A 16,384-nucleotide genomic window follows, 5' to 3' on the forward strand; every position below is an offset into this window, starting at 1 on the left:
AAAATATAATTTGGACAAATTCATATAAAGGATTTGTCCAAATTTAATGTTGACAAAAAAACTTCATGTGAAGCTTGAAAGCTTTTATTTAGAATACAATTTTCTTTGAAGCATATAATTTTTCTTGTACTTTGTTGAGAAGGATAGTATTCATTATATAATTCTATAATAGTGGCACGAAAATTAGTAATTGGAATTGTCAAATCTAAATATTAATTTATACCCATCAAATGTTTCACCAAACTTTTCTTCATATACGCCCTTGGTATAATTTGAAACGGTCTTTCTCCAAAATTTTTGTCCTCGTATATTTTTTTTAGATGAATTAGTATAAAGCTCCCATTTACCTTTAAATTTATCAAATATTTTTGAAGCTGCATGGGAGCCTATTCCTTGTCCTCTAAAAGGTCTAAGTAAAAAGAATTCGTTAACATAATAATCTGTTCCTTTTGATGTATATGGTGGCGTTGCCACAAGCATAAATCCTGCTGGTATTTCATCTACGAGAATTAAAAAAGGATAGAGACAATTAGGTTTCTCCCACCATATGTTAAACACTTCATTTTGATCTGATAAGGTTTTATAGTCATTACTTTCTTCAAAAACTCCATGCTTATTAGGCAGAAATCCATAATGTTCTGAAAGGTCATGAAGGTATAAAGGATAGAGATTATTAATAATATAAGCATTTTCTTTTGATGTTAATATTAGTTTTATATTCATAGTTAGTGCTCCTTCTATAGTTATATAATTTTGATTATTGGCAGACCCTTGTGAAATATTCTCAGAGGTCTGATTTATTTTACCATTGTTGCCATGATTTAAATATAGCATAAATGTTATATTCTCTCAATTTCATAAATGGTTCGGAATTGATTTTAAATGATGAATTTCCATGAATAATAGAGATAAATGTCTAATAAATGCGTACGATACTGAAAACAATGTTGAAAATGTTCGTAATAAGTGATAATATTTATTATGTTATAAAATAAAATATTCGCTCTTATATAATTCTGATAATAAGGTTCAGAAGTTTCTACAGGGTAGCCACAAACTACTTTACTATAGGAGAAGTTAATGAATTACATGTATGTTCTATAACTTATCTCCTTCTGACATTAAGAGTAAATATGATTGAAGGGAGAAAAAAAATATGGATTTATGGAAAGACATTTTATCAATTTTCAGTGTACTTTTAAATGGATTGCCTCAGGGACTTTTAGCATTATCCTTTGGTTTTGCATCTGTTCCTACGGCTTTTGCATTTCTAATGGGTGCTGCTGGTAATGCAATAACAGGGAGTGTAGTGCCTATATCATTTCAAGCTGAAACAATTACTTTAGCTGGTACTATGGGGGACAACCTTAAAGAAAGACTTTCAATGATTTTTTATGGAGGTTTGATAATGGCCTTCATTGGATTATTAGGCTTAATGAGTAAAATAACAGATTTTATTGGTCCAGTTATAACAGCTGGAATGATGGCTGGAGTCGGAATTATGCTAGCTAAGGTTTCTATAGAAATGGCAAGAAAAAATAAAATCATAGGATATATTTCTATAGCTTCTGGAGTAATAACACATCTATTTACGAAAGATTTAGTTTACACTATTGCAGTATCTGTAATAATATCAAGTATCGTATACAATATCTTAGGTAATAAAAAGAATGAATCGCTTATTATAGAAAGGGAAAAAATAACATTAAAAAAACCATCTTTTAGCTTAAAAGTATTAAGAGGAGCTATGAGTATGGTGTGTCTTAATATAGGTGCAAACATAGCCTTTGGAAATATTACTGGTCAGCTGGCAAGTCGTAAGGTAAATATAGACCATGTATCAATAATAAGTTCATTAGCTGATATGAGTTCTTCTCTTTTCGGTGGAGCACCTGTGGAAACTATAATTTCAGCAACAGGAGGATCACCTAATCCTAAAATCAGCGGTATTGTAATGATGTTACTTATGGCTGCAATACTATTTGCAGGTCTTCTACCTAAAATAGGTAAATATATTCCCGCAGAATCTATAGCAGGATTTTTATTTGTACTAGGTGCGATAGTTACAGTTCCTATTAATGCAGCAGCTGCTGTTACATCTAATACGTTAAATGGAACACTTATAGGTGGAGTTACAATGACAGTAACGGCTATAACAGATCCATTTGTCGGCATGATTTCAGGATTATTAATGAAAATATTATTACCTATGATAGGGTAAATGGAGGGGAAATTATATGAATAAATATTATGAATTAAATGTATGTGGTGTTAAGCGTAATCTTCCAATTATTAAAATAAATGAAGATTTAGCCATTGCTAGCTTTGTAATCCTTGGGGATACAGAACTTATATCTAATGTTGCTTCAGCTATAGCGGAAAAGTTACCAAGTGTTGATGTATTAGTTACTGCTGAAGCTAAGGGAATTCCATTAGTTTATGAAATATCAAAAATATTAAATATGAAAGGGTTTATTGTTGCAAGAAAGAGTATAAAGCCTTATATGAAAAATCCTATATGTGACGAAGTAATTTCTATAACCACTCAGAAAAAGCAGTTGTTATGTCTTGATGGTGTAGATGTAGATAAAATTAAAGGTAAAAGAGTAGCACTAATTGATGATGTAATAAGTACAGGGGAATCATTAATTGCAATGGAAAGATTAGTGGAAAAAGCAGGAGGGATTATAACTGCAAAGGCTGCAATTTTAGCAGAAGGAGAAGCATCTAAAAGGAAGGATATAATATTTTTAGAAAAACTACCTTTAATGGCTCCAAATGGTCAAGTATTTTCTGAGATGTAATTCAAAATATATATAAACTCCTTGATGAATGAAATAATGATTGCATTTTAAAGTTACACTTATATATGTTCTATTATATTTAGTTATGAAGTAAACTTTTATGTAGCATGTGATTTTTTAACTTAAGTACTCAGTTTTTTTAATCTATTGAGAATATAGGTGTTTAATGGTAATATGAAGTAAACTTAACATTAAATAAATATTATTGTTAGCTATACTAATATGAATTTGATATTAGGTCGATTTTATGCTATTTAGGACATGTATAATTGAAAATAGAGTAAAAGGGAGATGAACTAATGATTAAGGAGTTAGCAGATTATCACATACACTCTAGATATTCTTTTGATTCAAAAGAAAAAATTGAGAATATATGCGAAAAAGCCATAGATATGGGATTAAGTGAAATATGTATGACAGAGCATTTTAGCGTTTTAGATTACGATCCAAGTTATGATTTTTTTGAGCATGAAAAATACAGAAAAGACATTGATGAAACCAAAGAAAAATATAAATTTCCTATTAAAAGAGGCTTAGAAATCGGTGAGGGACATATAAAAAAACAAGAGATAAAAAAAATTATTGATAAATTTGATTTAGATTTTATTATTGGTTCTATACATAATATAGGTACTCTTACTTTACGTAAATCATTACATAAGTATGGAGAAGAGGAAACTTATAAAAGATATTTTGAAGAGGTTAAAAACATTGCAGCCCAGGCAGATTATGATGTTCTTGGTCATTTAGATTTAGTTCAGAGATATGCAATGGAAGAATTTCACAGTTTGTATAATTTGCAGGATTATGAAAGACAAATTAGTGAGATATTAGAAATTATTATAGAGAGAGGTAAGGGAATAGAAGTTAATACATCCTCACTTTATAAGGAATACAAAAAGACTTTTCCAAGGCTCTCCATACTAAAGACTTACTATAGTATGGGTGGAAGAATTATAACGGTAGGTTCTGATGCACATAAATCAAATAGAGTAGGAGAAGGCATAAAAGAAGTTTATGAAATTTTAGCTAGCGTAGGTTTTTCTTCTGTGGCAAAATTCAGCAAAAGAAGCTTAATAATGTAAAAAAACTTTAAATCGCTGCTAAAAGTATACTATTGACAATTTATTTTTAAGAATATATAATCATGGTATAGATAACGTGTTACTGTTAAATCAGGCATGAGTTGTGAAAACTCGTGCCTTTTTTGTTGAAAGAATAGCAATGATATAGAGGTATTTTACAGGAGGGGGACATGCATGTTTAATATTTTCAAGAAGAAATTTAATATAAAATCTCCAGTGGATGGGAAGATTATAGAATTAGAGAAGGTACCCGATGAAGTGTTCTCTCAAAAAATGGTTGGTGATGGATTTGCAATAGAACCTACAGGAAGTATAATAAGTGCTCCTGCAGATGGAAATTTAAAGATGATTTTTCAAACCAATCATGCCTTTGCAATAGAGTGTACTAATGGAATACAATTATTGATTCATATTGGGTTAGATACTGTTAATTTAAATGGCAGTGGTTTTAAAAGATTAATTGAACCTGGAGAAAGTGTAAAAATTGGTCAGCCTATTGTAGAAATAGATAATAAGACTATTAGAGAAAAAGGATATTCATTAATTACAATGGTAGTAATAACAAATATGGAAGAAATAAAGGAATTTGAAAAAAATAATTTAAATATTGTTAAGGCTGGTGAGGAGACAGTAATAACTTATAGAACTTAATTTTGAAATAAGATTAAGGGGGCATAGTTATGTTTAGAGAAAAATATAGAATTATTAAATCCTTTAATAATAATGTAGTACTTTGTGTAAACGTTAAAAGAAAACAGGAATGTATATTAATAGGAAAAGGTGTTGGTTTTGGAGCAGTACCAGGAAATATCTTAAAGTGTTCAGAAAATATTAAAAAACAATTTTATCTTGAGGATGGAAGCAATAAGAATAATTTCATTAATTTAACCGATAGGATTGATAATAATATTGTTGGAGTTACTGAAGAAATAATTGCAGATATATCCTATCAAATAAGTAATAAAAATCTAAATGAAAAGATTCATACTGCGCTTTTGGATCATATAAATTTTGCTATTAAGAGGAGTAATAACAATATTGAAATTAAAAATCCATTTTTATACGAAATTAAATTTTTATATAAGAATGAATATAGTATAGCTTTAAAAGCATTAGAAGCAATTAATAAAAAGTTAGAATTAAAGCTTCCCGTAGATGAAGCAGGATTTATAGCTATGCACATTCATGCAGCGATAAATAATGTTGAAGTTTCAAAGGCAACATTATATACAACTATGATAAATGATATGATTATTTTTATTGAAGAAAAGATGGATAAAAAAATAGATAAAGAAAGTGTAGAATATGCAAGATTGGTTACGCATTTAAGATTTGCCATAGACAGAGTGAAGAAGAAGATTAATATCCAAAATATATTGTTAGAAAATATAAGAAATACTTATAAAAGATCCTACAGTATTGCAGAAGAACTTAGTAAAAAGATTTATGAAGAATATGATGTAGCTTTTCCTGAGGGAGAAATAGGATATATTGCTGTACATCTTGAGAATATACTTAAATAAAGTAATGTAATTTATAATTGTTGAATATATTGACAATTAATTTGATAAATAGGATATTTAATATAAATATCTAATTTATATATTTTAATACAGAAAGTGTGTTACTGGTAATGCAGGCATGAGCTTAGAAAAAATAGAGTGGTATACTCTATTTTCTGAGCTCTTTTTATTTTATTATTATTTTAAAGGAGGAATTATTTATGGCTAATTCATTAAGTCCTAAAACTATTGCTGAAAATATATTGGCATTAGTAGGTGGAAAGGAAAATGTAGTTTCTGTAGCTTATTGCATGACTAGGTTAAGACTATCCTTTGTAGAACTAGAGAAAGTAGACATTGATGCATTAAAAAAAGTTGAAGGGGCTATGGGAGTTGTAGAGCAAGCGGGTCAAGTGCAAATTGTTCTTGGACCAGGAAGAGTTGCAAAAGTTGCAAAAGAATTTGGAGAAATCTCTAATATGGAAGTTGGAGAATTAGATGAAGCAAAATTAAGACATGATGAAATTAAAGCAAAAAATGCTACACCATTTAAGCTATTATTGAGAAAAATTTCAAGTATCTTTATTCCTTTAATACCTGCATTTATTGCTTGTGGTCTTATAATGGGAATTAATAACATTGCTGTTAAAGCAACCGCTGGAGCTTTTGCAAAAACAACAGTAGGAGGTATTCTTGGTGTTGTAGGTGGAGCAGTATTCTTTGGATTAAATCTTTTTGTAGGTGTAAATGCTGCTAAAGAATTTGGTGGTTCACCAATGCTTGGAGGTACTATGGCTGCAGTAATTACTCATCCAGGGCTTCCAAATGTGATGATTGGTGGTAATCCTCTAGTACCTGGTCGTGGTGGAATTATAGCAGTGCTTTTAGTAGTTGCTTTTTCAAGTTGGCTAGAAAAGAAAATAAGAAAGCATATTCCAGAAGTATTAGATTTATTAGTAACTCCATTATTAGTAGTATTAATTTCAAGTTTTGCTGCTATATTTATTCTGCAACCAGCAGGTGGAATAATATCTGAATCTATAGGAACAGCTGTTAAGGCTGCAATTAAAGGTGGTGGAGCTATAACTGGTTTTGTATTAGGTGGTACCTTCCTTCCATTAGTTATGACAGGTTTACATCAGGGGTTAACTCCAATTCATGCAGATTTACTAAAAACAACAGGAGAGAATTTACTTCTGCCAATATTAGCTATGGCAGGTGCAGGACAAGTAGGTGCTTCAATAGCAGTTTATTTTAAAACTAAAAATAAAAGATTGAAGAAAACCATTGCATCAGCTCTTCCAGTTGGAATAATGGGAATAGGTGAACCATTAATATATGGTGTAACATTGCCACTTGGTAAACCATTTTTAGGTGCATGCATAGGTGGTGCATTTGGTGGGGCTTGTCAAGCAGGATTAAAAGTTGCATCTATAAGTATGGGCTTATCAGGTATTCCATTGGCAGCTATAGTAAATACTCCGGCATTTTATTTAATTGGTGTCTTAATATCTTATGTTGCTGGATTTGGTGCTACTTATCTTCTTGGATTTGAAGATCCAATAGAGTAAGGATTATAAGTGATTTTAAATAATATAGTGAAATATGGAGATAGTATCATTAATGAAATACTATCTCCTTTAATTAAACTAAATTTTTAGGAGGATAGAACATTGGCTAAAGGGATTTCAGTATTTGTGGGTATGGATTATAGCTTAGAAGAAAATTTAAATTATATAAAATATGCACATAGCAAAGGAGTTACAAGAATATTTACTTCACTACATATTCCAGAAGCAGATTATAAGAAAGCTGTGGAGGAATTTATTAAAATTACAAAGCTTGCAGATAGTTTGGGCATGAAAATAATAGCAGATATCTCACCAAGGGCATTTTCGTATTTAGGAGCAGACATAAATAACCTTAAAGCTTTAAGTGATTTGGGTATATATGGAATAAGAGTTGATTTTGGTTTTACGCCTGAAGAGATTGCGAGTTTTACAAGAAATCCTTATGGATTAAAAGTAGAAATTAATGCAAGCACTGTTACAGAGAGATTTTTACAGGAGTTTGAAAAATTTAATCCGAATTTTCAAAGTATGATGGCATGCCATAATTATTATCCTAGACTTAATACGGGCATTTCTCTAAAAACTTTTCAAAATAAAAATAATCTACTAAAAAAATATAATGTTGAAGTATCTGCATTTATACCTTCCTTAGTAAATAAGAGAGGACCTATTTATGAGGGCTTGCCAACATTGGAAATACATAGATTTATGAGCCCTAAAACTTCAGCTAAACACCTTTTTGCATTGGGAGTTGATACTGTAATTTTTGGAGATAGTATACCTTCAATGGAGGAAATAGATAGCTTAGGATGTTTAAATGAAAAAATAATAGAATTAGAAATAGAAACCTATACCGATAATGAGATAGAAAGAAATATTATATTTAATGTATGTCATGAAAATAGATCAGATTGCGCTGAAGATGTAATTAGATCAACTAGTTCTAGAACAACTTTAAATGAGAATGATGTAATTTTACCTCATAATAATGTGGAGAGAAAAAGAGGATTTATAACTATTGATAATAAAGAATATTTAAGGTATTCTGGAGAATTGCAATTATGTAAAAAAGATCTTTCGGCAGACAAAAGGGTAAATGTTGTGGGAAAAGTAGTTAAAGAGGAAGAATTTTTATTGGATTATATAGAGGAAGAAACTAAGTATTGTTTTAGAGAAAAAAGACAATAGTAGGGTTTATGTACATAACCTGTGACAATATTTTAAATATGTTTATAAATTTTATTTATGCATTAGAAGTAAATTTCATAAGTGGAAGGAGAATTTTCACATATCCATAGTAGAGTAGTGGTTAAAATAAATACTTAGGAGTGGTCATAATGAAAATTGAGAAATTGGAAAAATTAATTACAGAAGGAAGAAACTCGAATACTTTGGACATAGATAGGTTAAGTACAATACAAATGGTAGAAAGGATAAATGATGAAGACACTAAGGTACCTATAGCTGTAAGAGAAGCAAGGGTTAATATAGCAAAAGCTATTGATATTATATCAGAAAGATTGTCTAAAGGGGGAAGATTAATATATATTGGAGCAGGTACTAGCGGAAGACTTGGTATATTAGATGCCTCAGAATGTCCTCCTACCTTTGGGGTAGATTTTGAAATGGTTCAAGGTATTATAGCAGGAGGGTATGGAGCAATATTTAAGGCAGTAGAAGGGGCAGAAGATAGCTTAGAAGGTGGAAAAAAAGATTTGATGGAAAGAAATTTAACAAGCAAAGATGTGGTTTGTGGTATTGCGGCTTCAGGTAGAACGCCCTATGTTATAGGTGGAATGAAATACGCTAAAGAAATTGGTGCAGCAGTTATTAGCGTTACGGCAAATCCTGAATGTGAAATGTCAATGATTGCAGATGTTCCTATTGGAGTAAATGTTGGTCCAGAAGTTATAACTGGTTCTACCAGATTAAAAGCAGGAACTGCACAAAAGCTTATACTTAATATGCTTACAACTGGTACAATGATAAAATTAGGAAAAGTTTATGGAAATTTAATGGTAGACGTTAAAGCCTCAAATGAAAAGTTAGTAGCAAGAGCCAAAAGAATAGTTATTGAGGCTACAGAAGTTAGTGAACAAGAAGCAGAATCAGTGCTGATAAAAACTAATTATGATGTTAAATTAAGCATACTTATGATAATAACTGGACTGAAACAGGAAGAAGCTGCTAAAATACTTCATAAGAACAATGGATATGTACAAAATGCTATAGATGATGCTAAAAATTTTTAAATTCGTAGTATCCTTGACATTGTATTTTAAACTTAATATAATCATATAGGTAGAGGGAGTAACTTGCTTTTTTAAGTATCAAAGTCGTCAGTACGGAATATTTTCCCGGCTTTGTTGGCATCATTTGTTTAGTGAGACTCTACAATTAAGTTTTTTATGTAAAAAACTTAATTGTAGAGTTTTTTTTTATAAAAGTTTAAAGAAAGGGAGTATATTTATGGACAAAATAATACTTAATTATCTTAACACATTTCCTACTATTGTTTTAGTACTTATTATAGCTGTAATGCTATATATTTTAAGCAAAGGGGCAGATCTTCTTGTAGATGAGGCAGTTGGATTATCAGTACGTTGGGGTATACCTAAAATGATAATCGGCGCAACCATTGTATCCTTAGGAACTACATTACCTGAAGTAGCTGTATCTGTTTTTGCAGCTTTAAAGGGAAATCCTGATTTAGCTTTAGGAAATGCCATAGGATCTATTATAGCTGATACCGGTCTTATTATAGGTATTGCTGCTATAATAGGCAAACTTCCTGTGGATAAAATGACTATAAATAGACAAGGAAAGGTTCAAATTTTAGCTGGTATTTTACTTTCTATAGTTTGTATGCCATTCTTTTTAAAAGATGGAAAAAGAATAGGAATAATACCTCAGTGGATGGGATGGATTTTCCTTGTTTTATTAGTATTGTATATTTACATATCTCTAAAATGGGCAAAAGGTTCAAAGGTAGAGGATGAGGCGGCAGCAAGTGAAACACAAAAATCTGTTGTACTGCAAATTATCAAGATGTTTTTAGGAATAGTTCTTGTAATAGGGTCTTCTAAAATACTTATTCCATCTGTTGAAATAACAGCTATAAGAATAGGTATACCTCAAAGTATTATAGCTGCTACTCTAATTGCTTTTGGGACTAGCCTTCCTGAGCTTATCACTGCTATAACTTCTGTTAGAAAAGGTCATGGTGAGTTGGCGGTAGGAAACATTGTAGGTGCTGACATTTTAAATGTTTTATTTGTAGTTGGAAGTTCAGCTTCTGTTACAAGAGGAGGACTTTTAGTTCCCCAAAACTTTTATAAAATACAGATACCTGCCATGCTCATGATACTTATATGTTTTAGATGTTTTTGTAAAAATAAAGGTGGGGATGTTATTAGTAAAAGAGAAGGTTTATGCCTTACATGTATTTATGCAGTGTATGTATTGTTATCATATGTTTGGATATAATATTTTGTTAGTATCCCAGAAAAAGTATTACATTACTTGAATTATGAAATTTCTCTGTAATGACTTGCATAAGAAGCAAAGGAACTATTCAAATTTATTGTTCCGAGCTCTTATGCAAGTCATGGTGGAGAAATTCCATAATTAAACCACATTGTTCTTTTTGTGGTTTAATCAGAATTGATTATTATCTCTAAATATGTATATTTTTGTATTTATTTTTAAAAATGTACATCCTTTTGTCTGCAGTGTTTAGCAAATCATTGATGTGCTGTCCATCTTTATTAAATGTGGATATACCATAACTAAAAGAATATTTTAACTTGTTACCTTCAAAATAAGTATGTTTATTTTGAAGGTTATTTAAAAGTTTATCTAATTTATTTATTAAATGTTTCTTACTACAATTGAAGAAAAGGCCTGCAAATTCGTCACCGCCAAATCTAGCCAATATGTCGTCTTCTTCTAGAATAGTTGAACATTCCTTAGCAAAATTCTTAATTATAGAGTCTCCTGCTAAATGTCCAAAAGTGTCATTTATATGTTTAAGATTATTTAAATCAAATATTACCAAATTAAATTCGCGTTTACTTACTAACGCTTTATGGTGAATATCTTTAAGCAATTTATAAAAATAACTTTTATTATAAATTCCTGTTAAGCAATCATGACTAGAAAAATAAATTTTTTCCTGATAAAGCAAACAATTGGATATAGCTATTTCCACATTAGTTTTTATAAATTCCATAATCTTAATATCATCTAAATCAAATGCATTAACTTCAGTTGAATCCACATTTACAACTCCAAAAAAATTATTGTCTACATATATAGGGGCTGTAATAGTTGATCTTACCGATTTAGAATCCTCATAATTAGTTTCAATAGGATATAATTTAATGTTTGGATCATTAGTATTATCAATTTTTACAATTCTATCTAATTTTCCATTGGTTTTTTGATAAAGAAAAGATTCACTTATTAATATTTTAAAATTATTTATAGAACTATCTTTAAAACCTACGTGGGAAACTGTTTTTAAATTTTCTCCTTGCTTAATCATAATGGAACCTAATTTAGCATGATTTATTGATTTTATAGCATTTTTTAAAATTAGTTCATATATATAGTCTATATTATAAGCATCTATAATGGAGTGGCTTATTTCAATCATCAATGAACTTACCCTTAAAACTTTGGATAAATGTGCTTCCATTTTCTTTTTATGTGTAATATCTATTAAATTAGCTAATATATATATTTCAGATTCATAACTAATTAGAGTGATTTCATAATCAACCCAAATAATGCTATTATCTTTTGTTATTATTTTTAGCTCGTGTTTAATTATGTCATTTTTTTCTTTAAATTCATTTATTATATTTTTAATAGATATTTTTTTTGGTTCTTCAATTATACTAGAGTTTAAAATAGTTTTTCTAAGTTCATCCAAAGAATATCCTAGCATTTTTTGAAGTTTATAATTTATATATAAAACTTTTTTATCATTTAGTATTATAGTGGGTAATGGAATTATGTTTTCTAGATTTTTTAAGTCATTTTTTGTTATGATTTGGATATTTGATTTATTTTTCAATTATATCACCTTAATCTGATAAATATTTAATGTATATACAAGATTAACCCACAATAAGGTACAATGTGGTGGAATTATGAAATTTCTCCTCCATGACTTGCATAAAAGCTCGGAACAATAAATTTAATTTAAGAAATTCTAATCTTTTAGCCCTATAAAATTATCTAACGCTCACATTCAGCGTCCTGCCTCAGGTTCGCTAGCCTGGCGTCCTTTTAAGGCTTACGATAATCTTATCTGTCTAAAAGAAGAATTTCTAAAATTAAATTTAAACAGTTCCTTCGCTTCTTATGCAAGTCATTCCAGAAAAATTTCATAGTTCAAGTAATATAATGCTTATTGTGGGTTAATCATATACAAGAGTTTAGATAATTAGAATACGAACATAAAAATTGTATCATTAATAAATATTCGACAAAAATATTTATTATCCTTTGTAAAAATTGAAGAATATAGGTTTGAAAATAATTTATATATGGTTTACTAGTACAAATAAGTAACTTGACAAAATAATTGAATTTGTTAAAATGAAATTAGCACTCAACAAGTTTAAGTGCTAACAAAATGCGTTAAAAGGCATGTGCCTTTCACATTTCTAATAATTTAAACTATGATGAAAGGAAATGATAAAATGTCTACAAAACAATTTAAAGCAGAGTCAAAGAGATTACTTGACTTAATGATTAACTCAATTTACACAAATAAAGAAATATTCTTAAGGGAACTTATATCAAATGCTAGTGATGCAATAGATAAGAGATATTATCGCTCACTTACTGATAAAAATATAAGTTTTAATAAGGATGATTTTTACATAAGAATTTCTGCGGACAAAGAAAATAGAATTCTTACAATTACTGATACTGGTATAGGAATGACATCAGAAGAACTTGAGAATAATCTTGGAACTATTGCAAAAAGTGGATCTTTTGCTTTTAAAAATGAAATGGAAGCAAAAGAAGGAGTGGATATTATAGGTCAGTTTGGAGTTGGATTTTATTCTGCATTTATGGTATCCGATTCAATCACTGTAAAAAGCCGCTCCCTTGATTGTAATGAGGCATATAAATGGGAATCAAAGGGTGTAGAAGGTTACGAAATTGAAAAGTGTGATAAAGATGAAGTAGGAACTGAAATAGTATTAAAAATAAAAGAAAATACAGAAGATGAAAAATACGATGAGTTTTTAGAGGAGTATAATATACAATCTTTAGTTAAAAAATATTCCGATTTTATAAAATATCCAATTAAAATGATGGTGAAGAAGAGCAAGTTAAAAGAAGGCAGCGAAAATGAATATGAAGATTATTTTGAAGATGATACTTTAAATAGTATGATTCCAATTTGGAGAAAAAGTAAAAATGAAGTAACCAATGAAGATTACGAAAGATTCTATATGGATAAGCACTTTGGATATGAAAAACCTCTAAAATCAATTATTTCAACTGTTGAGGGTGCAGTAACTTATACAACTTTATTATTTATACCAGCTAGAGCACCTTATGATTTTTATACAAAGGATTTTGAAAAAGGCTTAGAGCTTTACTCCAACGGTGTATTAATAATGGAAAAATGTGCAGACTTATTGCCAGATTACTTTAGCTTTGTTCAAGGACTAGTTGATTCAGCGGATCTTTCTCTTAATATTTCAAGGGAACTTTTACAGCATGATAGACAGCTTAAACTTATTGCAAAAAAAATAAAGGATAAAATAAAGAGTGAACTTTTATTAATGCTTAAAAATGATCGTGAAAAATATATTGAGTTCTACAATAGCTTTGGAAAACAATTGAAATTTGGTGTATATTCTGAGTTTGGAGCTAATAAAGATGTACTTCAGGATTTACTTATGTTCTATTCATCTACCGAGAAAAAACTTGTTACCCTTGATGAATACATTTCTCGTATGAAAGAAGATCAAAAATATATATACTATGCACCGGGAGAAAATATAGATAAGATAGATAAATTACCTCAAACTGAAGCTGTAAAAGACAAGGGCTATGAAATATTGTATTTCTCTGATGAGGTAGACGAATTTGCCATTAAGATGCTTATGAAATATAAAGAGAAGGAATTTATATCTGTTTATAGTAAGGATTTAGGTATTGAGTCTGATGAAAAGGAAGAGCAAAAGGAAACAGACGAAAATAAAGAATTATTTAAATTTATGCAGGAAGTTTTAGAGGGTAAAGTAAAAGAAGTTAAAGCATCAAAAAGATTAAAGAGCCATCCAGTTTGCCTTACTAATGCTGGAGATATTTCAATTGAAATGGAAAAAGTTCTTAATATGATGCCAGACAATCAGAATATAAAGGCTGATAAAATATTAGAAATCAATACAAATCATGAAATGTTCATTGCTATTAAAAATGCATTCAAAGAAGATAAAGATAAATTAAAAATGATTTCAAATTTATTATATAACCAAGCCTTATTGATTGAAGGAATTTCCATAGAAGATCCTGTACAATTTGCTAATGATGTATGTAAATTGATTAAATAGTTTTATAAGAAAAATATATTAACTTGTATAAAGTCTCCAAAAATTGAATTTTCAATATTTTGGAGACTCTTTCATTACTTAAATATAGATGAATTCTGTAAAGTTTAATATAATTTGTTTGGAGATGATTTAAATGAAGTTTAATTTAATAGATGAAAATAAATGGAATAGGAAACCATATTTTAATCAGTATATGAATAATGTTAGATGTACTTATAGCATTACAGCTAATATAGATATTACAAATTTACTTAATAAGTTAAAAGACAATAAAATAAAGCTATATCCTACTTTGATTTATATGGCTTCAAAAGTAATAAATGCACATAAGGAATTTCGTACTTGTTTTGATGAAAATGGTAATCTTGGATATTGGGAAAGCATGAGTCCTTGTTTTACATTCTTCCATAAGGACGATGAAACATTTAGCAATATATGGACCGACTACTCTGATGATTTTGCAGAATTCTACAATAATTATATTGATGATATAAGAAAATACGGGAATGTAAAAGGTTTTGAAGCGAAGGATCAGGAACCTAAAAATACTTTTCCAGTTTCATGTATTCCATGGACTAGTTTTACAGGGTTCAATTTAAATATTTATACAGATGGTACCTATCTTTTACCAATTATTACTTTTGGAAAATACTTTAATCAAGAAGGAAAAATATTGTTACCAATATCATTACAGGTTCATCATGCTGTTTGTGATGGATATCATGCAAGCAGATTTTTTAATGAGTTGCAATTATTATCCGAAAATTATAGTCAGTGGTTATTGAATAAATAGTGAATTTTAGAACTTTCAGTGAATGCTTTCGTAGGAGATGAAATAAAAAAAAATGCAGTAAAGACAATTCCAGTAAACTTTTCATGGGACATGGGATATGTAGTATAATTATACAAGGTGATAAAAATGCAGATTAATAGATTATTTGAAATCGTATATATACTTTTGAATAGAGAAAAGGTGACAGCTAAAGAATTGTCAGAGAAATTTGAAGTATCGCAGAGGACAATCTACCGAGATATAGAAAGTTTGTGTCAATCGGGTATTCCAATTTATACCGATAGAGGTAAAGGTGGGGGAATCAGTTTACTTGATAATTTTATCTTAAATAAATCGGTACTTTCATCACAAGAACAAAAAGAAATTTTGTGTGCTTTACAGGGGTTAAATGCTGTAAATTATCCTGATATTCATAATGTACTTTCAAAATTAAGTGCATTATTTGGTACCAATAATCCTAATTGGGTAGAAGTTGATTTTTCAGATTGGAGCCATGTACAAAAGGATAGGTTTATTTTAATTAAAACGTCTGTTGTAAATAAAAAAGTAATTTGCTTTGATTATTACAGCAGTTATGGAGAAAAAACTTATAGGATTGTGGAGCCGCTTCAATTGTGGTTTAAGGATAAGACATGGTATTTAAAAGCATTCTGTCGTTCAAAGCAAAGTATGAGAATATTTAAGTTAACACGTATGAAAAATTTGAAGACAACTGATGAGTTATTTGAAAGAACTCTACCTAAGGAAAATCCATCTATTCTAAATAATATACCTATTCCAAATGTAGTCACATTAAAATTGAAGATAGATGCTTCACAGGCTTATCGTGTCTATGATGAGTTTGATGAAAGTGAAATTTATAAAAATGAAGATGGCAGCTTTGTAGTTAAAGTTTCTTATCCAGAGGATGAATGGGTATATGGGTATATTCTTTCCTTTGGATATTTTGTGGAGGTTTTGGAACCTGGTTACATACGGAAAATTATAAAAAATAGATTAGAGAAAACTTTAAAATTATATTCTTAATATGACATGTAGTTGTC

The 16,384-nt window shown here is 29.4% G+C and carries 14 protein-coding genes and 1 riboswitch; of the genes, 12 read left to right on the forward strand and 2 right to left on the reverse strand.

Translation table 11 applies throughout. The features are described 5' to 3' along the window. Positions 1–183: 183 nt before the first annotated feature. A complete protein-coding gene (locus tag C1715_RS16205; protein ID WP_242971981.1) occupies positions 184–834 on the reverse strand; it encodes a GNAT family N-acetyltransferase in 651 nt (216 codons plus the stop codon). A 152-nt stretch (positions 835–986) separates the two neighbouring features. Next, positions 987–1,088: riboswitch (purine riboswitch) on the forward strand. Between the two features lie 68 nt (positions 1,089–1,156). Between C1715_RS16205 and C1715_RS16210 the strand changes: the two genes are divergently transcribed. The 9 genes from C1715_RS16210 (at position 1,157) to C1715_RS16250 (ending at position 10,448) form a co-directional block, all read left to right on the forward strand. Continuing rightward, entirely contained in the window at positions 1,157–2,221 is a 1,065-nt protein-coding gene (locus C1715_RS16210) for a permease family protein (RefSeq protein WP_102401410.1), read from the forward strand. 16 nt (positions 2,222–2,237) lie between these two features. Continuing rightward, complete coding sequence (locus C1715_RS16215) at positions 2,238–2,804, forward strand: phosphoribosyltransferase family protein (protein WP_102401411.1); 567 nt, start codon at positions 2,238–2,240, stop codon at positions 2,802–2,804. 299 nt (positions 2,805–3,103) lie between these two features. Next, a complete protein-coding gene (locus C1715_RS16220) occupies positions 3,104–3,889 on the forward strand; it encodes a histidinol-phosphatase HisJ family protein (RefSeq protein WP_242971982.1) in 786 nt (261 codons plus the stop codon). Between the two features lie 174 nt (positions 3,890–4,063). After that, positions 4,064–4,540 carry a PTS sugar transporter subunit IIA gene (locus C1715_RS16225; protein ID WP_102401412.1) on the forward strand — a complete coding sequence of 159 codons (477 nt, stop codon included), beginning with the start codon at positions 4,064–4,066 and terminating at the stop codon, positions 4,538–4,540. Positions 4,541–4,569: 29 nt separating this feature from the next. After that, positions 4,570–5,412, forward strand: coding sequence for a PRD domain-containing protein (locus C1715_RS16230; RefSeq protein ID WP_102401413.1), 843 nt, complete (start codon positions 4,570–4,572; stop codon positions 5,410–5,412). Positions 5,413–5,612: 200 nt separating this feature from the next. After that, complete coding sequence (locus C1715_RS16235) at positions 5,613–6,962, forward strand: PTS transporter subunit EIIC (protein WP_102401414.1); 1,350 nt, start codon at positions 5,613–5,615, stop codon at positions 6,960–6,962. Positions 6,963–7,064: 102 nt separating this feature from the next. Continuing rightward, positions 7,065–8,150: a DUF871 domain-containing protein gene (locus C1715_RS16240; RefSeq protein ID WP_102401415.1), complete on the forward strand. Its 1,086-nt coding sequence runs from the start codon at positions 7,065–7,067 to the stop codon at positions 8,148–8,150. Positions 8,151–8,299: 149 nt separating this feature from the next. Next, the gene (gene murQ / locus C1715_RS16245) at positions 8,300–9,214 is read left to right on the forward strand and encodes an N-acetylmuramic acid 6-phosphate etherase (protein WP_102401416.1); all 915 of its coding nucleotides are present in this window, start codon (positions 8,300–8,302) and stop codon (positions 9,212–9,214) included. Between the two features lie 217 nt (positions 9,215–9,431). Next, entirely contained in the window at positions 9,432–10,448 is a 1,017-nt protein-coding gene (locus C1715_RS16250; protein ID WP_102401417.1) for a sodium:calcium antiporter, read from the forward strand. A 190-nt stretch (positions 10,449–10,638) separates the two neighbouring features. Here the strand turns inward: C1715_RS16250 and C1715_RS16255 are convergent, their stop codons facing one another. Next, entirely contained in the window at positions 10,639–12,042 is a 1,404-nt protein-coding gene (locus C1715_RS16255; RefSeq protein ID WP_102401418.1) for a diguanylate cyclase domain-containing protein, read from the reverse strand. A 631-nt stretch (positions 12,043–12,673) separates the two neighbouring features. Between C1715_RS16255 and htpG the strand changes: the two genes are divergently transcribed. The 3 genes from htpG to C1715_RS16270 all read left to right on the forward strand — a co-directional run bounded on the left by htpG (position 12,674) and on the right by C1715_RS16270 (position 16,367). After that, on the forward strand, positions 12,674–14,548 hold the full coding sequence (htpG, locus tag C1715_RS16260; RefSeq protein WP_102401419.1) for a molecular chaperone HtpG: 1,875 nt from the start codon (positions 12,674–12,676) through the stop codon (positions 14,546–14,548). 133 nt (positions 14,549–14,681) lie between these two features. After that, positions 14,682–15,341: a type A chloramphenicol O-acetyltransferase gene (gene catA, locus C1715_RS16265; RefSeq protein WP_102401420.1), complete on the forward strand. Its 660-nt coding sequence runs from the start codon at positions 14,682–14,684 to the stop codon at positions 15,339–15,341. Between the two features lie 126 nt (positions 15,342–15,467). Beyond that, entirely contained in the window at positions 15,468–16,367 is a 900-nt protein-coding gene (locus tag C1715_RS16270) for a helix-turn-helix transcriptional regulator (protein ID WP_102401421.1), read from the forward strand. Positions 16,368–16,384: the final 17 nt, after the last annotated feature.

It is taken from the genome of Haloimpatiens massiliensis, from assembly GCF_900184255.1.
Classification (GTDB): Bacteria; Bacillota; Clostridia; order Clostridiales; family Clostridiaceae; genus Haloimpatiens; species Haloimpatiens massiliensis.